15 protein-coding genes and 1 riboswitch are annotated in these 22,464 nt (G+C 69.4%); of the genes, 7 read left to right on the top strand and 8 right to left on the bottom strand.

Annotation, left to right across the window (positions count from 1 at the left end; translation table 11 throughout):
* Nucleotides 1-5: 5 nt before the first annotated feature.
* Genes LV75_RS28885 through LV75_RS28875 form a run of 3 tightly spaced genes read right to left on the bottom strand, consistent with a single transcriptional unit; the run spans nt 6 to nt 3,600 of the window.
* Nucleotides 6-1,004, bottom strand: a complete 999-nt coding sequence (locus tag LV75_RS28885; protein WP_253890505.1) for an ABC transporter ATP-binding protein — start codon at nt 1,002-1,004, stop codon at nt 6-8.
* Between the two features lie 2 nt (nt 1,005-1,006).
* On the bottom strand, nt 1,007-2,593 hold the full coding sequence (locus LV75_RS28880; protein WP_372504255.1) for an ABC transporter permease: 1,587 nt from the start codon (nt 2,591-2,593) through the stop codon (nt 1,007-1,009).
* Nucleotides 2,569-3,600, bottom strand: a complete 1,032-nt coding sequence (locus LV75_RS28875) for a thiamine ABC transporter substrate-binding protein (protein ID WP_253890503.1) — start codon at nt 3,598-3,600, stop codon at nt 2,569-2,571. The genes LV75_RS28880 and LV75_RS28875 overlap by 25 nt, the downstream gene beginning before the upstream one ends.
* A gap of 19 nt (nt 3,601-3,619) precedes the next feature.
* Nucleotides 3,620-3,729, bottom strand: a riboswitch (TPP riboswitch).
* Between the two features lie 34 nt (nt 3,730-3,763).
* On the opposite strand from LV75_RS28875, the gene LV75_RS28870 reads away from it, so the two are divergent.
* The 3 genes from LV75_RS28870 (at nt 3,764) to LV75_RS28860 (ending at nt 7,362) form a co-directional block, all read left to right on the top strand.
* A complete protein-coding gene (locus tag LV75_RS28870; RefSeq protein ID WP_253890502.1) occupies nt 3,764-4,054 on the top strand; it encodes a 4a-hydroxytetrahydrobiopterin dehydratase in 291 nt (96 codons plus the stop codon).
* Nucleotides 4,055-4,576: 522 nt separating this feature from the next.
* Nucleotides 4,577-6,310, top strand: a complete 1,734-nt coding sequence (locus LV75_RS28865; protein WP_253890501.1) for a hypothetical protein — start codon at nt 4,577-4,579, stop codon at nt 6,308-6,310.
* Complete coding sequence (locus tag LV75_RS28860) at nt 6,307-7,362, top strand: hypothetical protein (RefSeq protein WP_253890500.1); 1,056 nt, start codon at nt 6,307-6,309, stop codon at nt 7,360-7,362. Before LV75_RS28865 ends, LV75_RS28860 begins: the two co-directional genes overlap by 4 nt.
* Here the strand turns inward: LV75_RS28860 and LV75_RS28855 are convergent, their stop codons facing one another.
* From LV75_RS28855 to ychF, 3 genes are all read right to left on the bottom strand, one after another.
* The gene (locus LV75_RS28855; protein ID WP_253890499.1) at nt 7,363-8,013 is read right to left on the bottom strand and encodes a Clp protease N-terminal domain-containing protein; all 651 of its coding nucleotides are present in this window, start codon (nt 8,011-8,013) and stop codon (nt 7,363-7,365) included.
* 40 nt (nt 8,014-8,053) lie between these two features.
* The gene (locus tag LV75_RS28850) at nt 8,054-8,863 is read right to left on the bottom strand and encodes an ATP-grasp domain-containing protein (protein ID WP_253890498.1); all 810 of its coding nucleotides are present in this window, start codon (nt 8,861-8,863) and stop codon (nt 8,054-8,056) included.
* Nucleotides 8,864-9,291: 428 nt separating this feature from the next.
* Nucleotides 9,292-10,365: a redox-regulated ATPase YchF gene (gene ychF / locus LV75_RS28845; RefSeq protein WP_253890497.1), complete on the bottom strand. Its 1,074-nt coding sequence runs from the start codon at nt 10,363-10,365 to the stop codon at nt 9,292-9,294.
* Nucleotides 10,366-10,705: 340 nt separating this feature from the next.
* Here ychF and LV75_RS28840 point away from each other — a divergent pair, with 340 nt between their 5' ends.
* Both LV75_RS28840 and LV75_RS28835 read left to right on the top strand, forming a co-directional pair.
* Nucleotides 10,706-13,927 (top strand): S8 family serine peptidase, encoded by a 3,222-nt coding sequence (locus LV75_RS28840; protein ID WP_253890496.1) that lies wholly within the window; start codon nt 10,706-10,708, stop codon nt 13,925-13,927.
* 134 nt (nt 13,928-14,061) lie between these two features.
* The gene (locus LV75_RS28835; RefSeq protein ID WP_253890495.1) at nt 14,062-15,525 is read left to right on the top strand and encodes an AlkA N-terminal domain-containing protein; all 1,464 of its coding nucleotides are present in this window, start codon (nt 14,062-14,064) and stop codon (nt 15,523-15,525) included.
* Between the two features lie 1,017 nt (nt 15,526-16,542).
* Here the strand turns inward: LV75_RS28835 and LV75_RS28830 are convergent.
* Both LV75_RS28830 and rmuC read right to left on the bottom strand, forming a co-directional pair.
* The gene (locus LV75_RS28830; RefSeq protein ID WP_253890494.1) at nt 16,543-17,169 is read right to left on the bottom strand and encodes a DUF6542 domain-containing protein; all 627 of its coding nucleotides are present in this window, start codon (nt 17,167-17,169) and stop codon (nt 16,543-16,545) included.
* A 103-nt stretch (nt 17,170-17,272) separates the two neighbouring features.
* Nucleotides 17,273-18,214, bottom strand: a complete 942-nt coding sequence (rmuC, locus tag LV75_RS28825; RefSeq protein ID WP_253890493.1) for a DNA recombination protein RmuC — start codon at nt 18,212-18,214, stop codon at nt 17,273-17,275.
* Between the two features lie 124 nt (nt 18,215-18,338).
* Between rmuC and LV75_RS28820 the strand changes: the two genes are divergently transcribed.
* Both LV75_RS28820 and LV75_RS28815 read left to right on the top strand, forming a co-directional pair.
* Entirely contained in the window at nt 18,339-19,481 is a 1,143-nt protein-coding gene (locus LV75_RS28820; protein ID WP_253890492.1) for an exonuclease SbcCD subunit D, read from the top strand.
* Nucleotides 19,478-22,441 carry an AAA family ATPase gene (locus tag LV75_RS28815; RefSeq protein ID WP_253890491.1) on the top strand — a complete coding sequence of 988 codons (2,964 nt, stop codon included), beginning with the start codon at nt 19,478-19,480 and terminating at the stop codon, nt 22,439-22,441. Before LV75_RS28820 ends, LV75_RS28815 begins: the two co-directional genes overlap by 4 nt.
* The last annotated feature ends 23 nt before the right edge of the window (nt 22,442-22,464 follow it).

The following is a 22,464-nucleotide window of genomic DNA, read 5'->3' as shown; positions in this document are numbered from 1 at the left end:
TGGCTCTATCCGACGACGGCAACGCCGTCAGGGTCGAGCTCGAGGTGGATCTGCTCTCCGGGGGATGGCGCGGTGGTGACTCCAGCCACCGCGTCGACCTCTTGGTCGCCCGTCTTCACCGTGACGCGCACGTGGTCGCGGCGGTGCACGACTGCTTGCGCTAGTCCGGAGATCGGACCTGGGCCGACTCTTAGCGCTGACGGCCTTAGGCCTAGATGCGTAGTCCCATCCGGCACGTTGAGGGCTATAGGACCGAAGTCTGTCTGGACGACCCCGTCCTTCGCAGGTGCGTCTATGAACGTGCTGCAGCCCAGGAACCTTGCGGTGTCTTCGTCAGTGGGGTGTCGCCAGACCTGGTCCGGGTTGCCGGTTTGAACGATCCTGCCTGACCGCATAACGGCTACCCGGTCGGCCAGGGTGAAGGCTTCGTCGTGGTCGTGGGTGACTACCAAGGCAGTGGTCTTGGAGTCTCTTAGCAAGCGGGACAGGTCTATGGCGAGGTGTTCGCGTAGGGACCGGTCCAAGGCGGACAGTGGTTCGTCAAGGAGCAGCAGGCGGGGTCTAGGGGCAAGAGCTCGGGCTAGAGCTACCCGCTGCTGCTCGCCTCCAGAGAGCTCGGTGACCCTTCTTGCGCCGAAGCCGGAGAGACCCACTAGGTCCAGCAACTCATCGACACGTCGATCCCGCTCGGGGCGGGCGGCGCCTGCCATGCGCAGGCCGAACGCGACATTGTCCGCGACGTTGCGGTGCGGGAAGAGCTGGCCGTCTTGGAAGACCAGGCCGAACCCGCGCCGGTGCACCGGGACACCGCTGAGGTCCGCGCCGTCCCAGGAGATCGCGCCGTCCGCCGGTTCCAGGCCCGCGACCGCGCGCAGGAGGGTGGACTTGCCGCAGCCGGACGGACCGAGCAGGGCGAGCACCTCCCCGTCGGCGATCCGCAGGTCCACCGCGTCGACCGCGGTCTGGCGGCCGTAGCGCACGGTCAGGTCGGTGATCTGGAGCATCGTCAGAACTCCCCTACTGTGCCGACGCGCAGCCGGTCGACGACGATCACGATCGCTACCGTGACCAGCATCAACAGGGTGCAACAGGCGTAGGCCATCTGGTTGTTGAGCTCGCCGGGGCGGGCGACGAGCCTGCCGATGACGACCGGCAGGGTCGCCGACTCGGGTCGGGCGAGGAAGCTGGTCGCGCCGAACTCGCCGAGGGCCACCGCGTAGGCGAAGGCGGTCGCGGCGACGAGCGAGCGGGCGGCCAGCGGGAGGTCGACCTCGCGCCAGACCCGCAGCGGGGTGGCGCCGAGGGTGGCCGCGGCCTGGCGCAGGCGGGTGTCGATGGAGCGCAGCACGGGCAGCAGGGTGCGGATGACCAGTGGGGTCACCACGAGCGCTTGGGCCAGCGGGACGAGCAGCGGTGAGGTGCGGAGGTCGCCAGGGAGCAGGTGCAGGGTGATCAGGTACCCGAAGCCGACGGTGACCGCGGAGACGCCGAGCGGGAGCATCAGTGCGGTGTCGATGCCCTCGACGAGGCTCGGGCGGGCTCTGCTGCGGCCGAGGGTGACAAGTGCGATGCAGGAGATGCCGCCGAGCACCAGAGCCAGCACGGTCGCATCCGTTGCGGCTCGCAGCGAGTTGAGCACCGCGTCCCAGCCGGTGACCTGCAGCGATCCGCGGAAACCGGTGCCGCCGAGGGCTCGGTAGCCGTCGAGCCCGGATTCGAACGACTTCGCGACCAACGATGCGATCGGCACGAGCAGGGCGAGCACAACGAGGTAGGCGGCCGCAACGACTGCCCACTCGCCGCCTGCGGGTCGCCGGGTGGTGTCCGCCCGGCCGCGCAGCCGCAGCGCGGTCGACCTGCGGCGCAGGAAGGCCCCGAGCACGAGCACGGCAACGACCGAGGCGATCTGCAACAACGACAACGCGGCGGCACCGGTGAGGTCGAACAGCTGCACCGTGCGCAGGTAGATCTCGGTCTCCAACGTGGCGTACTCACCGCCGCCGAGGAGCAGGACCACGCCGAAACTGGTGGCGCAGAACAGGAACACCACGGCGGCCGCAGACGAGATCGCGGGCCGCAGCACCGGCAGGGTGACCGAGGTGAAGGTCCGCAACCGGGACGCGCCGAGCGAGCGGGCCGCGTCCTCGGCTCGTCTGTCCACATGCGACCACAGGGCGGCGACGGTGCGGGCGACCACGGCGACGTTGAAGAACGCGTTCGCCAGGACGATCGCCAGCGGGCCGCCCTCGCCGAACAGCGACCGGAACGCCAGCCCGACGACCACCGTCGGCAGCACGAACGGGACCATCACAGCGGCGCGGACGAAACCGTTGCCGCGCAAGGAGGTCCGCGCGAGCAGGAAGGCCACCGGCAGCCCGGTGACCACCGCGACCGCCGTCGCCGCCGCGGCCTGCCCGAGGGTGAAACCGACGACCTCCCAGGTCCTCGGCGCCGTCAGTACCGCGCCGAGACCTGGACCCAAGCCGAGCCGGACGATCGCCGCCACCGGCCAGAGGAAGAACACCGCGAGGAACCCCAGCGGCAGCGCGGCGGCGGCGAGCGGCCCGGTCAGCCCCGGACGGCCGTGCGCCACTGCTCGATCCACCGCTCCCGGTTGGCCTGGATGTCCTCGGGGGGCAACGACGCGGAGGTCTCCGGCCGCGGCGAGGCCTTCTGCCACGCCTCGGGCAACGCGACGCCGTCGCGCACCGGGTAGACGTACATGGACTCGGCTACGGTCTTCTGGAAGGTCTCCGAGATCAGGAAGTCGACGACCTTGCGCGCGTCGTCCTGGTTCTTCGCACCGTTGAGCACACCGGCGTACTCGACCTGCCGGAAGCAGGTGTCCAGCACGGCCGCGGTCTTCGGCTTGCCGTCGGTCCCGATCTCGGCGGACGGGGAGGAGGCGTAGGAGACGACGAGCGGGCGCGGGCCCTTGCCGGAAGACCCGGAGAACTCTTGCGTGTAGGCCTCTTCCCAGCCCGCGACGACCTTCACGCCGTTGTCCTTGAGGCGCGTCCAGTAGTTGGGCCAGTCCTTGGTGCCGTAGTGGGCGACGGTGGCCATCAGGAAGGCGAGACCGGGCGAACTGGTCGACGGGTCCTCGATGACCAGCAGGTCCTTGTAGCGCGGGTCGGCGAGGTCCTCGAAACTGGTCGGCGTGGCCAGTTCGCGCCCGGCGAGCGCGGCGAGGTCGACGTTGACGCACACGTCCCCGACGTCCACCGCGGTGAGCCGGTTCAGCCCGTCCACCGCGAACTTCTGCGGCCCCTTGTCGGCGTCGGCGGGCCGGTACTCGGCGAACACCCCCTCCGACAACGCCCGGGACGCGAACGTGTTGTCCACCCCGAACGCGACATCCCCGATCGGCGCCGCCTTCGTGAGCACCAGCTGCGTCGTCAACGCCCCGGCGTCCCCGCTCTTGCGCACGTCGACCTTGATCCCGGTGTCGGCGCGGAAGCGGTCCAGCACGGATTGCTCGACGGTGAAGGAGTCGTGGGTGACCAGGACAACGGTGCGCTCGCCACTGCTCTGAGTGCTGCTGGTGCAACCCGCGGCCAAGGTCGCAACGACCACCAACAGGAGACTGAGACGACGCATGGATGTCCTTCCTCGGGCGTGCGCGCCACGAGCACCTCCCTGCGCGGGCATGACCCCGATCAGGTGTGGACGGTCGGGGGCTGCGCGCCCCCCTCTCAGCCCGACATCCGGACTCCCGTGGCGCGATGAGCGTACGCCTGCCGTTCAGGCGAGGATGGAGACCATGGCTGAACTGCTGAGCGACCAGGAAATCGGCAAGACCCTGGGCACCCTCCCCCGCTGGCGCCTCAACGAGGGCGGCCTCGTCCGGGTCGCCGAACTGGCGGACTTCACCCAGGCCATCGCGGTGGTCAACCGGGTCGCCGAGATCGCCGAGGCCGCCGACCACCACCCGGACATCGACATCCGGTGGAACAAGGTGACCTTCCGCTGCACCACCCACTCAGCGAACGGCATCACCGCCCAGGACGCCGCCCTGGCGGCCCAGATCGAGACGATCCTCCAGCCCACCTAACCCACCCCTCGCCAACCCGCCACGACGCCGGTAGCCCTACCCGGCGTCGCTTACACGCGCGCGTGTGTCTGTCGGATCTGGGGGCAGGCAAGGGGCGCGGGCGCACGAGGGGCCGCGAGGCGGGTGAGAATCGACCGGGAAAGCTGATGGGTGACTACAAAGCAAATCAGCGGCAACCGAGTACGGGTCAGGTCCGGAGCTGTCGGACCACTTCTTAGGCATCTGCCACCCCCTTGGCCAGTGAATCCGATGCGGCGCGCTGGGCGGCGCGCCGGAGCCGGTGGCCGGTGCGCATCGCCTGATGGTGACTGGATTCAGTGACACCTGGTCGACGGGAAGGTGTACGACGGTCGGAATCGGGAGCGTGGGGAAATGTTGTCCTATTTCCGGTTACCCCGAGTTCACCGGGGGATTGGCCGAAAATCGCGCTTGTAACGCGTCCCGGTGGTTCGGTGACTACCACAACAGGACGACGATCACGGCGGCCGCGGTGAGCATTTCGACGAGCAAGGGAAAACGCGGATGACGAGCGTGACCTGCCCGGTGTGCCAGCGCGCCGACCCGGTTGGCGCGCACTGCCCTGGCTGCGGCTGGTTGCTGTCCGCAGGCCCGTGGGTGGGGGCGCCGACAGCGGCACGCGTGCGCTCGTTCGAGACCGCCTTCGCCGCCGCCTGCCGTACCTGGGACCTGGCGGCGGCCGCTGTCGCCGCGGGGTACCCCGATGCCGGAGACCCTGTCCGGTTCGGCCGGATGGTCGAGCGCGCCCGTGGGCCGGAGCCGGAACAATCCGACTTGAGAGCCGCTGTCGACGCCGCGGCCGGGCGGCGGCAGGAGCTCGGGACGGTCGGTGACGCGATCGGTCCGGCGCTGCTCACGGGCGCGACGATCATCGACATCGGCCCCGGCGGGATCACCGAGGCCGAACTCGAGCCCGACGACCTCGGCCGTCCCCGGTTGACCGACCTCGTGCACCACACCTGGCAGTCGCTCGGGCTGCCCGCCGACGACGACCAGGCCCGGCTCGCACTGGCCACGGGTAGCGCCACCGTCGAGCCGGACTGGCCTGCGGACGCGATCGTGCTCAACCGGCTCGCAGGCTGGCGCACCGCGGACGCGATGGTCGCCGACCGGCCCAACACCCACCGCGTCCGCGGCAACGAGCCCGCCGTCGACCACGACCTGGTCCACGACCTCGCCCTGGCCCTCCCCCAGCGCCACGCCTGCGGCCTGGTCCTCATCGACGTCGCGGCGGATGGGCGCACGAGCACGGTCACCCACCCGCTGTTCCCGCGCGGCGCGACGGCGCTGGACAGCCAGGAGGCGGTCGTCCGGATCGGGGCGCCGTCGCAGAGCACGTCGGTGCTGATCGCGGTGGTCGCTGGGCCGCCGGGCACGCCGCCGTGGCGTTGCGCGCCGATCAGCACCAGCTCGTGCGAGCTCACGCCGGACCGGCAGCACGTGGTCCGCGTCCGGTTGACCGGTCCGTGCCAGGTGGAGATCGTCGAGCCGAGGACCGAGCCGGACCAGTGGGCGGTCGACACCTGGCCCGCCTCGCTCGAGCGGGTACCGCCGCGCTACCGCCGCCACGACCACGCCGTCGACCTGGTCGTCGCGATCGAACTCGGCCGTAACGGGTTCCGCACGCGGCAGGAGTTGACGCTCGACCTGTTCGACTCGATCGAGCGCGAGCACCCCGACCCCGCGACGGTGCGGATCGCGGTGCTCGGCTACTCCGACCACAAAGGTCGCGATCCGCAGCAAGTCCTCACTGTGCAAGAGTTCGGTCCGCTCAACCTCGCGCGAGAGTTCGTCGACGGGCTGCACGGGACCCCGGTGGTGGAGCAGTGGGCCGCGCCGGTTGAAGACGCGTTGTGGGCTGCCGCGAGCCTGCCGTGGCGACCGGTTCCGCGCACCCTCGTCCTGCTCGGGAGCCGACCGCCGCACCCGACCGACCTCGGCCGCGGCCGCGCGCCGAGCTGCCCCAACCGGCACCGCTGGAACGACCTGCTGACCAGCTTGGACCGCGACGAGGTGCACCGGGTCGCGGTGTGGGACCAGCCGCCGTGGTGGACCCCGCACGACGAGCCGAGCGGGCAAGCCAGTGCCACCTGGGCCGCGCTGAGCAGCCCGCGGACGCCGCTGCGCGCGGACTGGGCCACCGCCGACCGGCTGGCCGCCGAGGCCCGCGTGCTCGGCCGGGCCGGTCCGGCGACCACGATGCCGTTCCCGCTGACCCGGGTGGCGCAGGACCGATGAGCGGCGCCCAGGCGGTCGGGATCGACCTCGGCACGGCGCGGACCAAGATCGCCGCGGCCGGGTCGGTGCACGAGTGCGCGAGCCCGCCGCTGTCGAGCGGGTCGGCGACCGGGATCGCCGAGCACGTGTCGAGCCGGTCGGCGGCGCGGCGGTTGACCCGGTTCCTCGGCGACCTGTTCACCGGGCTGGTCCCCGTGCGGCCCGACCGCGCGAGCGTGGTGTTCGCGGTGCCGGACCGGTGGGCGGTGTTCGGCGAAGACGCGGTCATCGCGCCGGAGGAGAGCCAGACCGGCCGGGAGTTCACCCGGCTGCTGACCGCCGAGGTCGGGTTCGCCGACGCGCGGCTCGTCCCCGGCCTGCAATGCGTCGCCGCTGCGCAATGCAGGCCAGGGCGTCCAGCGGGGGCGTTGCTGGCACTGGACGTTGGCGCGTCCGCTGTGGACGCTGCGGTGTACATAGTGGACGGTATGACGGCGCGTCTGGTCGACGCCGCGCACAGTGACTTGACCAGCGCCGGGTGGCGGGATTCGCCGAGCGAGGTCGCGGCGGCGGCCGTGCGGCGGTTGTTGGAGCGGGTGGCCGGACCGTTGCTACCGCACGCGGTGGTGACCGGCGGGAACGCAACAGCAGCAACGCTGGCAGCAGTTGACGCGGCGACGACCGGACGGATCGCATCGGTGCGCTGGGCCGACCCAACCGAGACCGCGCGCGGGGCGTTGCTGATCGCCCAGGGGGCGGTGGTCGCATTGTCGGAGTACCCGCACACCGTCGGCGTGCTCGCCCATCAGATCACCGGCGGGGAACTGGCGTCCCTGGCCATCACACTGACAACCGAGCCGACACGCCTGACGATCATCGACGACCACAACGATGCGCTCCCGATCGTGATCAGGCTCAACGGTGCGGGACCGTGGCTGCCCGCCCAACTCGACGGCGTGGGCCCGATCGAACCGGGGGTGTACGAGATCTCTTTACTACCAAGGCAAGGCGCTTACGGCGCCGTCCACTTGAGCGGCGAGGATGGCGAGTCCAGGCATCGCATCGAGTTGTGATTACTCGCTTCGGGTGCGCAATGCGTCCTCGACCTGGTCGCGAGTGACACCGTGGTCCGGGGAGACGGTGAGGACGCCGAGAAGCAAGTGCTCGGGCCAGATCTTGGCGTCGCCCAGGCGAAGGGCTTCGCGGTGGCCTAGTTCGAGTGCCTTCTTGGCGGCGGAGGAGAAGGGGATGGGGCCGTCGGTGGGGGTTTGGCCGGTGCCGGTGGCGTTCTTGGTGGTGTTCGCGACCTGTTCGGCGTCGGGGATGAGCGCGGCGACGGCGTCGTCTTGCAGGAGGGCCAGGAGCAGGTGGCCGGGTTGGATCTCGGGGAGGTGGGCGGCGCGGGCGTGCTCCTGGGAGCGGATGACGACCTGGCGGGCGCCGTCGGTGTAGCGGGCGAAGATGCGGATGTCGTCCTCGCCGGTGGCGGGTTCGCTTGGCACGAAACGCTTCTGCGCGGCCTGCTTGGAGACGCCGAGGCTGTCGCCGATGGTGGTCCAGGACGCGCCGGAGCGGCGGGCGCGGTCGACGAAGTGGCCGATCAGGTGGTCGGCCACCTCGTCGAGGTGGCGGCCGAGGATGGCGGCCTCGGTGAGCCTGCCGAGCGGGTCGTCGGACCGGCTCTCGATCGCGGCGATCAAGTCGTCAAGTCGGGGCGTGTTCATGCCGTCAACCTTAGGTTGACGGCATGAGGATCGTCAACCTCTAGTTGACGCTCGCGGCGACCGCCCTGGCGTAGACGTCCCCGGCGAGGGCGGAGTACTCGCGGCTGTGCCTGCTGAAGCGCTCGAGCGAGACGCCGCTGTTGACCTCCATGACCAGGAGCTCCCCGTCGACCACCACGACGTCCACCGTGGCGAACCGCAAGCCCAGCGCGGCCATCGCGTCGCCGCCGACCTGCCGGAGCCGGTCCACGGTGGAGGGATCGGCGCAGACCTCGGGGGTGGCGCCGAGGTGCAGGTTGTGCCGCCACTCGGCGGGGTCGGCGCGGATCTTCCGGAACGCCAGCAACAGCTCGCCGTCGAGGAACACGGTGCGGTACTCGTCCTCGACAGCGAGGAACGGCGACCACGCCAGGGCCCGGTAGCGCCCGCTCAGCTCCTTGATGGCGGTGTCCAATTCGGACGTTGCAGTCGCCAGCCGCACACCCCGCCCGCCGGACTCCACGTTGGGCTTGACGACCACCGGCAACTCCCGGTCCCAGTTGACCGACGGCGACCCGGTCCACCCCGGGCGGACGAGCCGGTGCTCGACGCAGGCGACCTTGGCCGCGAGCAACAACACCGTGGTCGCGACCTTGTCGTCAGCGGCCTTGGCGGAAGCGACGTTGTTCAACGGGAACGAGTACCCGATGATCAGCCCCCGCGCCCCACCGCGGCTGATCTCGCCGATCCAATGCCCGCTGTGCCAGGCGATGCTCCCGCCCAACTCCGCGACCGCCCGCTCCACGTGCCGCACGAAATGCCGATCGGTGATACTACTCGGCCCCGCCACACCGTCGAGGAAATCCTTCACCCACACACCCCGCGTCCAATACGCCCCTCGCCGCGCATCATACCCCGGCGCTATTAGGAGCCCGCCGCTAACGCCCTGGAGGTCGTTGGCCGACTTGTCGTCGGCACGAGGGCCCCAGGCGGATTGCGAGATGGTTTCACTGATGCGCGATTGGCAGAGCAGGAAACCGGCGAACCGCGCTTGGCAACGCCGAACACTCAGGTGGAGGTGGAATGCACGACACGGCTTGCACTGGCAGCGGTCAGCGAGCCGGCCCGAGTGCTCACCCCACAAAGCTCCTGCTTGGGCGGACCCCGTTTGATCTACAACTCGACAAGGATGCCCTTAGCGCCTGAGAAGGAGTGGCTGAATCAACCGTCCTCAACAGGCGCTTCAGGAGCGGACCGCGTCGAACCGAATCGACCAACGCCAACGACGTCGTCGAATTGCTACACGTTGAACCTGAACTCCACTACGTCCCCATCGGACATGGTGTAGTCCTTGCCTTCGATGCGGACCTTGCCCGCGGACTTCGCGGCGGCCATGGAGCCCGCCTCGATCAGGTCCGCGTAGGACACGACCTCGGCCTTGATGAAGCCGCGCTCGAAGTCGGTGTGGATCACGCCTGCCGCCTGGGGGGCGGTGGCGCCCTGGGGGATGGTCCAGGCTCGGGCCTCCTTGGGCCCGGCCGTCAGGTAGGTCTGCAGGCCGAGGGTGTGGAAGCCAGCTCGGGCGAGGGCGTTGAGGCCCGGCTCGTCCTGGCCGACCGACTCCAGCAGTTCTCGGCGGGACTCGTCGTCGAGTTCCAGGAGTTCGGCCTCGACCTTCGCGTCCAGGAACACCGCGTCGGCGGGGGCTACGAGCTTGGCCAGTTCGGCGCGGCGGGCGGGGTCGGTGAGGACGGACTCGTCGGCGTTGAAGACGTAGAGGAAGGGCTTGGTGGTCAGCAGGGAGAGCTCGCGCAGCAGCGAGACGTCCACACCCGCCGCGAAGAGGGTGCGGCCGCTGTCGAGGATGTCCCTGGCCGCGACGGCGGCGTCCAGGACCGGGCGGGCCTCCTTGCGGGTGCGCGCCTCCTTCTCCAGCCGCGGCAGCGCCTTCTCCAGGGTCTGCATGTCGGCGAGGATCAGCTCGGTGTTGATCGTCTCGATGTCGGCGAGCGGGTCGACCGCACCGTCCACGTGCACGACGTCCGGGTCGTCGAAGACCCGGATGACCTGGCAGATGGCGTTCGCCTCGCGGATGTTGGCGAGGAACTTGTTGCCCAGGCCCGCACCCTCGCTCGCCCCCTTGACGATGCCCGCGATGTCCACGAACGACACCACGGCTGGCACGGTCCGCTCGCTGCTGAACACCTCGGCGAGCCGGTCCAGCCGGTCGTCGGGCAGCGGCACGATGCCGACGTTGGGCTCGATGGTGGCGAACGGGTAGTTCGCCGCGAGCACGTCGTTGTTGGTCAGCGCGTTGAACAGGGTGGACTTGCCGACGTTGGGCAGGCCGACGATCCCGAGGGTCAAACTCACGGTGCCTGAGTCTACGGACCCCCGTCGGGGATGCCCGCCCGCCCGGTCGTGTGCGAAATAGTTACCAACACCGTTCCCAGTTTTGACTACTAAACGATGTATGTCCGGGGCCCTTCATACGCAGCAAACCCCCCATTCGCTTGGTAACAGGCTGGCCACTCGCGACGATGCGAGCACACTGCGTGCCAAATCGTCTAGAGGTCCCCGATGGGATTAGCCCAAATGGACGCTAGTCACCGGGACACCCGGGAAGAACACTCCGTGAGCGCCCCCGCGCTCATCCACCGACCGGAGGCTCAGGGGCGCGCCCAGCTCACCCGCTGAGGAAGAAGGAAGTGGGATGATTCAACCCCCCAGGCGACGGCGTGGCCGGATCGCGCTCGGCATGGCGTTCACCACCGCGGTGGCGGGCGCCGTGCTGACGACGTTCCCGACCGCCAACGCGGCGCCCGTCCAGGCACCCTCCGACGAGGGTCCCGGGATCGGCAAGCACGACCAAGAGCTGCTGGCCAAGGCCCAGCAAGCCGGTGAGAAGACCGTCAAGGTCCTCATCGCGACCAAGCAGGGCGACGCGGCCCGCCACGTCGACGAGCTGACCAAGGCTGGCGCCAAGGTCGAGTACCGCGAGGACGAGATCGGCTACGTGCGCGCCGAGGTCCCCGTCGACAAGGTCACCAAGCTGGCCAAGCTGCCCGGCGTGACCGCGCTCGACCTGGACGAGAACGTCCCGCTGCCCGACCCGCGCCCCACCGGCGTCGCGGACCCCACCCCGCAGCCCGCCCCCGGCCCCGGCACGCCGCGGGTCAACCCGTACATGCCGACCGGTGACACCAACGCGGCGCAGTTCGTCAACGAGCACCCCACCTGGGACGGCCGCGGCACCACCGTTGCCATCGTCGACAGCGGCATCGACCTGGACCACCCGTCGCTGAACAAGACCAGCACCGGTGAGCGCAAGATCACCGACTGGGTCACCTACACCGACCCGACCTTCACCGACGGCGTCAACAACGACGACGACCCGACGTGGATCCAGATGTCCACCCCGACCACGGGCCCGGAGAACGGCCTGCCGAACGAGTCGGGCGCGCTGCGCTACGGCGTGTTCAACGAGCGCGACGCCCGCCTGGGCGGCGAGGTCGGCTCGGACGTCAACCGCGACGGCAACCCCGCTGGCAGCACCGGCCTGTTCGGCGTGCTGTGGAACCCGGCCACCGGGACCGTCTGGGTCGACACCAACCAGAACAAGAACTTCGGTGACGACCAGGCGCTGACCGACTACAAGGTCAAGTACGACATCGGCACCTTCGGCAAGGACAACCCGGCCACCCCGGTCAAGGAGTCCATGCCGTTCGTCGTGCAGACCGACGTGACCAACAACGTGGTCAACATCGGCATCGTCTCCGGCGCGCACGGCTCGCACGTCGCGGGCATCGTCGCCGGTAACCGCCTCTTCGGCGGCACCGTCAACGGCGCGGCCCCCGGCGCGAAGCTGGTCTCGGTCCGGGTCTGCCTGTTCATCACCGGCTGCACCAACCACGCGCTGCTCGAGGGCATGATCTACTCCGCCCGCGACGCCGGTGCCGACGTGATCAACATGTCGATCGGCGGCCTGCCCGCGCTCAACGACGCCAACAACGCGCGCGCCGAGCTCTACGACCGGCTCATCGACACCTACAACGTCCAGATGTTCATCTCCGCCGGCAACTCCGGCGCGGGCGCGAACACCGTGGGCGACCCGTCGGTGGCCAGCAAGGTGCTCTCCGTCGGCTCCTACATCACCAAGGAGACCTGGAAGAGCAACTACGGCTCGGACCTCGGCCGCTCGGAGAGCCTGCACGGCTTCTCCTCCCGCGGCCCGCGCGAGGACGGCGGCTTCAAGCCGGAGATCGTCGCGCCCGGCTCGGCGATCTCGACCGTGCCGACCTGGCAGCTGGGCCAGCCGGTCCCCGGCACCTACACCCTGCCCCCCGGCTACGCGCAGTTCAACGGCACCTCGATGGCCTCGCCGCAGGCAGCCGGTGCCGCCGCGCTGCTGGTGAGCGCCGCCAAGGCGAAGAACATCTCGCACACCGCCGCGCAGATCCGCACCGCGTTCCGCTCGACCGCCCGCTTCATCGACGGCCTGGGCGCCTACGAGCAGGGCAACGGCCTCATCGACACCAAGAAGGCCTGGAACCTGCTCAAGGACAACCCCAAGCAGACCGACATCTCCGCGTCGGTCCCGGTCAACACCGTGCTGTCCCCGCTGCTCAAGACCCCTGGCGTGGGCACCGGCATCTACGACCGCGAGGGCGTCAAGTCCGGCGACCGCTACACCCGGACCTACACGTTCAACCGCACCAGCGGTTCGGACTACCCGGTCACCTACCAGGCCAAGTGGGTCGGCAACGACGGCACGTTCAGCTCATCGCCGGTCATCACGCTGCCGAAGAACAGCCCGGTCAAGTACGTCGTGACGGTCAACCCGCGCTCCGCGGGCATCCACTCGGCGATCCTGAACCTGGACAGCCCGCTCACCTCGGGCATCGAGGCGCAGACGCTGAACACCGTCATCGCGGCCGAGGACTTCACCGCGACCAACAGCTACACCGTGCGCAAGGGTGGCCAGCTCGGCCGCAACGAGGTCGCGAAGTTCTACTACCGCGTCCCCGCCAACACCCCGGCGTTCAAGGTGGACCTGCAGGGCGGCGGCGCCGGTGCCGGTGCGGGCCAGCTGCGCTTCCTGCGCTTCCACCCGTACGGCGTCGGCATCGAGGCCAACTCGTCGACCAACTGCTACAGCCCCCCGGTCGCGGGGTGTGACGCGGGCAGCCCCACCAGCCGCACGCTGACCAACCCGCAGGCCGGTGTCTGGGAGGTCGTCGTCGAGGCCCGCCGGACCTCGGACGCCGCTTACGCGCCGTTCACGCTGACCGCCTCGGTCCTCGGCGCCTCGGTGTCCCCGAACCCCGACACGATCGCCTCGGCGACCAAGGGGACCCCGGTGACCCGCAGCTACACGCTGAAGAACCTGTTCGGCCCGTTCACCGGCAAGGCCACCGGCACCCCGCTGGGCAGCGCGAAGCTGGGCACGCTCAGCATCGCCGACGGCGCGAGCCAGCAGTACGCGGTCGTGGTCCCGGCTGGCTCGACCTCGCTGCGGGCCAAGATCGGCAAGACCTCCGACGTGGGTGCCGACCTGGACCTCGCGATCTTCAACTGCACCTCGGGCAGCTGCGTGCTGGCCGGTCAGCAGGCTGACGGTGACTCGGAGGAAGAGGTGACCATCGCCAACCCGGCGGCGGGCACCTGGGTCGTCCTGGTGCAGGGCTACGCGGTGCCCGCGGGTACCACGACCTACAGCTACCTGGACGTCTTCGCGAACCCGGCGTTCGGCGCGGTGGCGGTCACCGACACCAACGCCACCCGCGCCGCGGGTGCCCAGTGGACGGTCTCCGGCACGGTGACCGCGAACCAGGCCCCCGCCGCGGGCCGCGTGCTCCTCGGCAACGTCGAGGTGCGCAACGACGGCAACGTGCTCGTCGGCACGGGTGACGTCGTGGTCCAGTCGGTGTCATAACCGGACCTGATTCCCAGCGGTAAGCCGAGTGGGACCCGCCGTTCGCGGCGGGTCCCACTTGTTTTGTGGGCCGTACGGATGCAGATGTCTCTTTCCTGCCAGCTCTTGCGCTTGCACGCCGGCAGCATGGTCGGGTGTTGATCGACCCGGAGCTGGGATACCGCGCGGTCGTCTCCCGCGACGCGCGCTTCGACGGTCAGTTCTTCCTCGCCGTGCGACCGACCGGGCTGTACTGCCGACCATCGTGCCCAACGATCGCCCCCAGGCGGCGCAACGCGGAGTTCTTCCCGACCGCCGCGGCCGCGCAGCAGGCCGGCTACCGCGCCTGCCGCCGCTGCCTGCCCGATGTCGTGCCCGGTTCCCCGGAATGGGACACCCGGGGCGACCTGGCTGGCCGCGCGATGCGCCTGATCATCGACGGGGTGGTCGAGCGGGAGGGCGTTCCCGGCCTGGCCAGGCGGGTCGGCTACTCCGAGCGGCACCTGACCAGGGTGCTGACCGCGGAACTGGGCGCCGGACCGCTGGCGCTGGCGCGGGCGCACCGCGCGCACACCGCCCGACTGCTGATCGAGACCACCACGATGTCGGTGTCGGACGTGGCCATCGCCTCCGGATTCGCCAGCGTCCGCCAGTTCAACGACACGATCCGCTCCGTTTTCGCCACCACACCGTCGGAACTGCGGGTGGCGGCCCAGCGCGCCGGACGGGGCAGGCAGCACGCTGGCGCCGGTCGGGTCCGCCTGAGACTGCCCGTCCGCACCCCGTTCGACGCCGCCGGGATCCTCGCCTTCCTCTCCGCCCGAGCCATCCCCGGCGTCGAGTCCGCCCGCCCCGGCCGCTACGCCAGAACCCTGCGCCTGCCGCACGGTTCGGCTACCGCGCACCTGCGCCCGGCGGGCACCCACGTCGAATGCACACTGCGCCTGGCCGATCTCCGGGACTTGAGCACAGCCGTCTCACGCCTGCGCCGACTGTTCGACCTGGACGCCGACCCGGCCGCAGTGGACGGCGTGCTGGCCGCTGACCCGGCTCTCGCGGTGTCGGTGGCATCGGTGCCCGGGATCCGCGTCCCAGGCAGCGTGGACGGCACTGAGACGGTCGTGCGGGCCCTACTGGGCCAACAGGTCAGCGTCGCCGCCGCCCGCACCGCCGCCCGCCGCCTAACCGAGGCCGTTGGGGAACAGCTCCTCGCCCCCGAGGGTGACCTAACGACCCTGTTCCCCTCCGCAGCGGCCGTGGCAGAGCGCGCCTCAGAGATCCTGACCGGACCAGCTCGCCGCGTGGAGACGATCCGCACAATCTGCGCAGCGATCGCTTCCGGAGACATAGAACTGCACGTAGGAGTGGACGGCGAGGCCTTACGAAGCCGCCTGCAGTCCTACCCAGGCATCGGCCCATGGACAGCCGGCTACGTCGTAATGCGCCTCTTAGGCGACCCGGATGTCTTACTACCGCAGGACTTGGCGCTTCGGAACGGGGCTCGGGCTCTTGGGCTGCCTTCGAGCATGGAGGCTCTTGCTGAGCACGGCAGGCGGTGGCGGCCTTGGCGCTCTTATGCCGGAATGCACCTACTCCGCGCAGCCGGTCCTGCTGTCTAGACCATTTGCACTACTCGGAAGCCCTTGTCCCCCAAGCCACTGACTTCCGTTCTCTATTGCACTGTCCACTTTCCTCAAGCCACTGACTCTGCCGGGTCGCAGTCGGTGTCGCTTGGCGGGAGCCATCGGACGCCTTGGCCGCTCTAGTCATTCGACAGCCGAGGTACCGGTCCAGCCCTCAGCCCGACCACCCAAGCCAACCAGCGGACACTCGGACCCGGCGGTGCCAAGTTGCGCCCCGTCAGGTCCGCCTCAGCCCACCTGCTCAGCCCGTGGACACTCGGACCCGGCGTGCCATCCCAGCCCGCCCTCGGCTGCCCTGCCAACCCAACCCGGCGGCCGCCGGAGTCGCTGGTGCCAAGTGCTCGATGGGGTGGACCTGTTTTGTGTGGGGGGACGGCACCCGTAGCGTCGTTCAGCGGCAGGGCCTGCTTTTGGGCCCCTGCTTTGCGGTTCTGCCACGGGTGTCGTAGGGGCCCCACGCAAAACAGGTCCACCGCATCGAGCTTTTACGCATTGTCGCGGATCAGATGCAATGCCGAAGGCGAGCCGTTCACCGGAGCCGAAGGCGGAGGCCCGAAGTTCTTGCCACGCATCCCCAGCCACGGCATGCGTCAAGATCAACCTGATCGAAAGCCCCCAAATACACAGCTTACCGACGCGCACCGACAAACCGGCAGCAGCGACCGAGACCTGTGGACAACCACCCACCGCAGCAGGCAGCCGCAAGATCATCCGCCGCAAGGGCCCCCAATACACAGCCTACCGAGCAGCACCGACAAACCCGCAGCAGCAAACGGGACCTGTGGACAACCACGGCCATTGTGGACAACCGAGCAGCTCACCTCGGCAACAAGCGCAACCGCGCACACCTAAGATCAACTATTCGAGAAGCCCCCGATATACAGCCTACCGAGGGAACCCGACAATACGGCAGCAGCAAACAGCACCCTGTGGATAACCAATAGCGTTGTGGACAACCAACCGTCGCAGACAGCCAACTCGCGTTGAAGCGGCTTAAGACCCGTCCCCACGATCGCGGGGCTTACGCGGAGCCGCGCGATCCGCAGAACCACGTTCCCGCGCAGCAGGCCTCCCCTTACCCGCACCCGACCGCTCACCCGACCGCGAAGACGACGAAGACGTCGACGAAGACGAAGTACGCGTCGGCTTGGGGGCGGTTCGGTTTGGGTCGCGCTGGGTGAACAGGCGGACCACGCCGAGGGCGATGGTGATGCCGGTGGTCAGGGCCATCGTGGGGAAGTTGCTGGTGAGGGGGATGCCGATGGTCAGCAGCAACTTCTTCAGGCCGCCGTCGCCGGAGGGGGCTAGGGCTAGGTTCGCGGCGATGGCGGTGACGGCGAAGACAAGGGGCGGTTGGACCATGGGGCCGAACAGGTTCGAGCGGCGGACCAGGCAGATCGCGGCTACGCAGCTGATGATGTAGGTGCCTTGGAAGATCTTGCCGAGGGTGTCCTGCAGCTGCAGGTCGACCACGGCTGCCAGAGCGGTGAGGCCGAAGGCGAGCAGGACGGCGCCCCACCAGGGGAGCCCGCGCGAGCGGCCCAGGATGGGGCGTTCGTCCCAGGTGGGATCGGCGCGGGAGTCGTCTAGATCGCTTCGGCGATCGCGGGTCGCGGTCACACCCGTACACGTTAGTCCGTCTTGGCCGCGACGCGCCGTGACTTGGCCGTAACCGGGCGCGTGTCCACTCGTTATCATGGCCGCCCGGTCCGTTATGCACTTTTCAGCCGGTCAATTCCTCCGGATCGGCTCCCGCGACCAGGGCTTCCTCGACGCGGCGGAGTTCGGGGACGGGGGTTGGCGTGCCCGCCGCGTCGCTCAGGGGGGTCACGGTGGAGCGGAACTGCTCCAGGGCGTCCAACTCCCGGCGGCGGGCGGACAGGAAGCGCTGCAGGTGCGTGCTGGACAGGTTCACCGCGTCGATCGCTGCCGTTGCCGTGCGGTGCGCGCCGGCGGCGTTCGCGCGCACGGCGGCCACGTCGGCCACGATGGTGCGCTCGGTGGCGGCGAACAGCGCGGCCGAGGCGAGCACCGCGAAACCGGTTGGCCCGCACAGGAACACGCGGCGGTCCAGCAGCCAGCGCAGCAACGTCGGGTCGGTGTCCAGCGCGGCGACCACGGCGGCGTCGGAGGGGACGAACATGATCGTCCCGTAGATCGCGTCCGCCCAGCGCTGGTAGCCCTTGCCGGACAGCTCCGCCGCGCGGGAGCGGATGTTGCGCACGTGCACGCGCAGCGCGTCCAGCCGCTCCTCGGCGTCGTCGGTCTCCACGGCCTCCGCCCAGGTGGCCATGCTCATCTTGGCGTCCACCGGGACCCGCCGGTCGTCGCCGACCACGAGCAGCAGGTCCGGTCGGGCGGCGCCGCCACCGGCGACGTCGGTCTGCAGCGTGTAGTGCAGGCCCTCGCGCAGCCCGAGCGCGCGCGCGGTTTCGACCAGGACCTGCTCCCCCAGCTCGCCCCGGCCGCTGATCGAGGCGAACGCGACCTCGTAGCGGCGCAGCGCGGACTGGTGCCCGTCCGAGCGGCGCCGTTCCGCGGCGACCTCGGCGCGGGCGTCCTCGGCCCGGCGTTGCGCCTCGGTGTAGAGCCGCCAGAACAGCGCGCCCGCTGCCAGCAGCAGCAGGACGAGCACGGCGACGATGGTGCCGAGCACGGCGGTCACGCCAACACCTCCCTCTGACAACAGTGATCCCTACCGTATTGCCCCGACAGAACCAGGCTCGAACGGGCGTTCGACCGGCGTGCCTCCCCCGATCGGGGGCAAGATCGGCATACCCTGGCCCGCCATGCGGGTCCTGCACACCTCCGACTGGCACGTGGGCCGCACGTTCCACGGCCGGGACCTGCTCGCCGAGCAGGAGACCGTGCTCAGCGGCCTGGCCGACCTGGTCGACACCGAGCGGGTCGACGCGCTGGTGGTCTCCGGTGACCTCTACGACCGAGCGGTGCCCTCAGCCGAGGCGGTCGACACCTGCGCCCGGGTGCTGCGCCGGATCGCCGACGCGGGCGCGCAGATCGTCATCACCCCGGGCAACCACGACTCGGCGCCCCGGCTCGGCGCGTTCGCCGCGTTCGCGCGAGCGGGCGGCCTGCACCTGCGGACCGCGATCGCGAACCTGCACGAGCCCGTCCTCCTCGAAGACGCGCACGGTCCGGTCGCCTTCTACGGCATCCCGTACCTCGAGCCGGAGGTCGCCCGGCACGCCCTGGGCGATCCTGAGCTGCGCGGTCACGCAGCCGTGCTGGGTGAGGCCATGCGCCGGATCAAGACAGACCTCGATACGCGTAAGACCCGCTCGGTGGTTCTCGCGCACGCCTTTGTGATCGGCGGCGAGACCAGTGACTCCGAGCGCACTATCGCCGTAGGTGGCGTCCCGCACGTGCCCGGCTCCCTCTTCGACGGCATCGACTACGCCGCGCTCGGTCATCTACACGGCCCGCAGACCCTCGCCGAGCACCTTCGCTACTCCGGTAGCCCTATGGCGTATTCGTTCTCCGAAGCGCGCCACCGCAAATCGGTCTGGCTCGTCGAACTCGACAAGCACGGTCTTGCGGGCGTTGAGCGCCGCGAATTGCCCGTGCCGCGCGTTCTGGGCACCTTGCGTGGGCACTTGGCGGACCTCTTGACCGACCCGGCGCACGAGTCCGAGATCGACAAGTTTCTCTCTATAGAGCTCACCGACCAGGTTCGCCCGATTGATGCCATGCGCAGGCTGCGTGAACGCTTCCCGCACGCGCTGCACATGGATTGGCTACCTGAGGGCGGTAGACCGCGCGTCCGCCGGTACAGCGAGACGGTCAAGGGACGCACGGACGAGGAAGTCGCCTGTTGCTTCGTGGAGGACACCCGGAACAGCCCGCCGACCGATACCGAGCGCGCGCTGCTCCGGGAGGCTCTTGCTGCCGTCGCCGGTAAGGAGCGCGAGTGAGGCTGCACCACCTTGAGTTGACGGCGTTCGGGCCGTTCGTGAACAAGGAGACCGTCGACTTCGACGCCTTGGGAGCCGAAGGCCTGTTCCTCCTGCACGGTGACACCGGTGCGGGTAAGACCACCTTGCTCGACGCGGTCGCCTTCGCTCTCTTCGGTGCTGTACCTGGTGCGCGCGCGGACGCTAGGCGCCTGCGTTGCGACTATGCGGACCCAGACACGCACACCGAGGTGACGCTGGAGCTGACCGTCCAGCACCACAGGCTTCGCATCACCCGCAGCCCTGAATACGAGCGCCCTAAGAAGCGCGGGGGTGGCACGACCAAGCAGAACGCCAAGGCAGCGCTGACATGGGTCGGTAAGGCACCCTCCGGCCATCAGCCGGAAGGCGTGTCCCGCATCGACGAGGTCGCGCGCGTAGTCGAGCGGCTGCTCGGGATGACCAAGGAGCAGTTCTTCCAGGTCGTGCTCTTGCCGCAAGGCGAGTTCGCCAGGTTCCTCAGGTCATCCACCGAGGACCGGGAGAAGCTGCTCGAAAAGTTGTTCGGCACCGAGCACTTCGAGCGCGTCGAGCAGTGGTTCCGCGACCAGCGCCGTGAGCTGGGCCGCGAGCGCGATGAGCGCCTCGCGGGGACCAACGTGCTGCTCGCCCGGTTCGCCCAGGCAGCGGGAATCGAACCGCCGGAGCAGCCGGACCTGACCTGGCTGAACGTGATCTTGGCCGATACCGAACAGGCGGCGGCCGACGCCGTTGAAGCCGCCAAGGCGACCGCCAAGCGGCGCGACTTGACCGATGCGGCGCTGGTCGATGGGCGGGAGCTGCAGGGCCGGGTCAAGCGGGTCCACCGGGCGGTCAACGGGCTCGCCGAGTTGGCGCACCAGGCCGCGGACCGGATCGCGTGGCGGGATGAGCTCGCTGCGGCGGAGCGCGCGGTCCCGGTCGTCGCGGCCACCGAGCAACTGATGGCCTTGGAACGCCGCGCGGACGAGGTTGAAGCTCTTGTCGCCACCCGTGCCGAGGAAGTCGCCGAATGGGGCTTCACCGAGCACGACGCCGCTTTGCCGACCTTGCGCGACGCGGCGGGCAAGCTGCGCGAAGAAGCTGGCGGCTTGGCAACCCTTGTCGCCGAGGCTGAACGCCAGCACGCAGACAAGCGGCGTCTTCGAGAACTGGCTCTACGCGAAGAGGAAGTCCGCACTCAGGTCACCGACGCCGAGAAGAAGCTGGCCCTGTTCCCTGACAGGGTCAAGAAGGCTCGGGAAGACCTGACTGCCGCGACGACCGCACGCGCAGAGCTGGTCGGCTTGCGTGCGCGTCGGTCCGAGATCGATGCCGCCCTGGGCAACCGAAAGGCCCTACCTGCCGCACATAGGGCTGTCGTCACCGCCGAGGATGCCCAGCGCGAAGCCACCGACGCGCATCAGTCCGCCCGTGACGAGGTCCAACGCCTCCGCCAACTCCGCCTAGACGGAATGGCCGCGGAACTCGCGACAGGCCTGTCTGACGACCACCCCTGCCCCGTGTGTGGCAACCACGACCACCCCCACCCAGCGTCAACTCCTACAGGTGCCGCTACCGCTGCCGATGAACAGAAGGCCCAAGCAGCCGAGGTAGCAGCACTGCGGATCCGCGAACAGGCGGGCAACGCCCTCACCAAGGCCCGCGCGTCGGTCGATGTCCTTACCGAACGCTTGGCCCCGTGGGACGGCCACGACCTAGCGTCCGCCTACGCCGAGGCAGACAAGGCGTTCATCCGCGCCAACGACCTGGCGTCCCGTCACCCGGCTCTCGATCGCGCTCTACGCAACGTTGAGCGCGAACAGGAGGCCCTGCGCGACGGACACGCTAAGCAGGACCGCGAGGTCGCTCGCCTCGCCTCTGAGGCTGCCGAGCTGAAGTCCGCCATTGACCGCCGAGAGTCCATCGTGGACCAAGCGCGCGGCACCCACCCATCGGTAGCCGACCGCCGTCGGCATGTCCTGTCCACGGTCGCCGCGATCGACGCCCTCATCGAGGCCCACACGACAGCGCTAACTGCCCACGACCGCGTCCGCGAGCAGCGTGACGCACTAGCGGACACCGTGTCCGCGGCTGGGTTCGGCGAACTGGCAGAAGCTCTTGCGGCTGCCCGGACTGAGCCGATCATCGACAAGCTGCGCACTCGCATCGTTGAGGCTACCGAGGCTGAACAGCAGCACCGAGCGACATTGATGGAACCGGAGCTCTTCGGCCTAGAGGCTGATCTGGATGTCGACTTGGCCCCGTTGCTAGAGCGCGCATTGGCGGCGCGCACGGATGCCGAGGAAGCGGTCGCCGTCGCACGCGAGACAGGTTCCCGGTTGGAGCAGCTGTCGGGGCTCGGGGAGCGACTACGGACGGCTTGGGCGGAGCTGGAACCGCTAGAGGCCGAGTACGCGGAGTTGGACGCATTGACCGATGTGGTCAACGGGCGTGGCCAGAACTCTACGAAGATGTCGCTGCGCTCTTACGTGCTCGCAGCCCGCTTGGAAGAAGTCGCCACGGCAGCATCATCGCGACTGCGGAAGATGACCCAAGGGCGGTACTCGTTCGAGCACTCTGCCGAAGCTGGCGCCCGCGGGACCCGAGGCGGGCTGGGCCTAGACGTACTCGACGACTACTCGGGAATGACCCGACCCGCTAAGACCCTGTCCGGCGGCGAATCGTTCGTGGCTTCCTTGGCGCTGGCACTTGGACTCGCCGACGTGGTCGCAGCGGAAAGCGGCGGAGGGGCCTTGTTGGACACGCTGTTCGTGGACGAGGGGTTCGGCACGCTGGACGCGGGGACGCTGGACGAGGTGATGGCGATCCTCGACGAGCTGCGAGACGGCGGGCGCGTGGTCGGGGTGGTGTCGCATGTGGATGAGCTGCGGCAGCGGATCCCCACGCGGGTGCGGGTCCGGAAGGGGCGGAGCGGGTCGTCCTTGGAGTTGACCGTGTAGCTAGCGCAGCCACGGGCACGGCT

The sequence above is a fragment of the Actinokineospora diospyrosa genome, from assembly GCF_024171925.1.
Taxonomy (GTDB): Bacteria; Actinomycetota; Actinomycetes; order Mycobacteriales; family Pseudonocardiaceae; genus Actinokineospora; species Actinokineospora diospyrosa.
This window is presented reverse-complemented; position numbering and strand designations above follow the sequence as displayed.

What these genes read in the sequence shown, in the direction of transcription:
- LV75_RS28865 (WP_253890501.1), top strand. Translation starts at nt 4,577, where the DNA reads ATGACGAGCGTGACCTGCCCGGTGTGCCAGCGCGCCGACCCGGTTGGC.
- LV75_RS28855 (WP_253890499.1), bottom strand. Translation starts at nt 8,013, where the DNA reads ATGAACACGCCCCGACTTGACGACTTGATCGCCGCGATCGAGAGCCGG.
- LV75_RS28840 (WP_253890496.1), top strand. Translation starts at nt 10,706, where the DNA reads ATGATTCAACCCCCCAGGCGACGGCGTGGCCGGATCGCGCTCGGCATG.
- LV75_RS28885 (WP_253890505.1), bottom strand. Translation starts at nt 1,004, where the DNA reads ATGCTCCAGATCACCGACCTGACCGTGCGCTACGGCCGCCAGACCGCG.
- LV75_RS28820 (WP_253890492.1), top strand. Translation starts at nt 18,339, where the DNA reads ATGCGGGTCCTGCACACCTCCGACTGGCACGTGGGCCGCACGTTCCAC.
- LV75_RS28860 (WP_253890500.1), top strand. Translation starts at nt 6,307, where the DNA reads ATGAGCGGCGCCCAGGCGGTCGGGATCGACCTCGGCACGGCGCGGACC.
- LV75_RS28875 (WP_253890503.1), bottom strand. Translation starts at nt 3,600, where the DNA reads ATGCGTCGTCTCAGTCTCCTGTTGGTGGTCGTTGCGACCTTGGCCGCG.
- LV75_RS28870 (WP_253890502.1), top strand. Translation starts at nt 3,764, where the DNA reads ATGGCTGAACTGCTGAGCGACCAGGAAATCGGCAAGACCCTGGGCACC.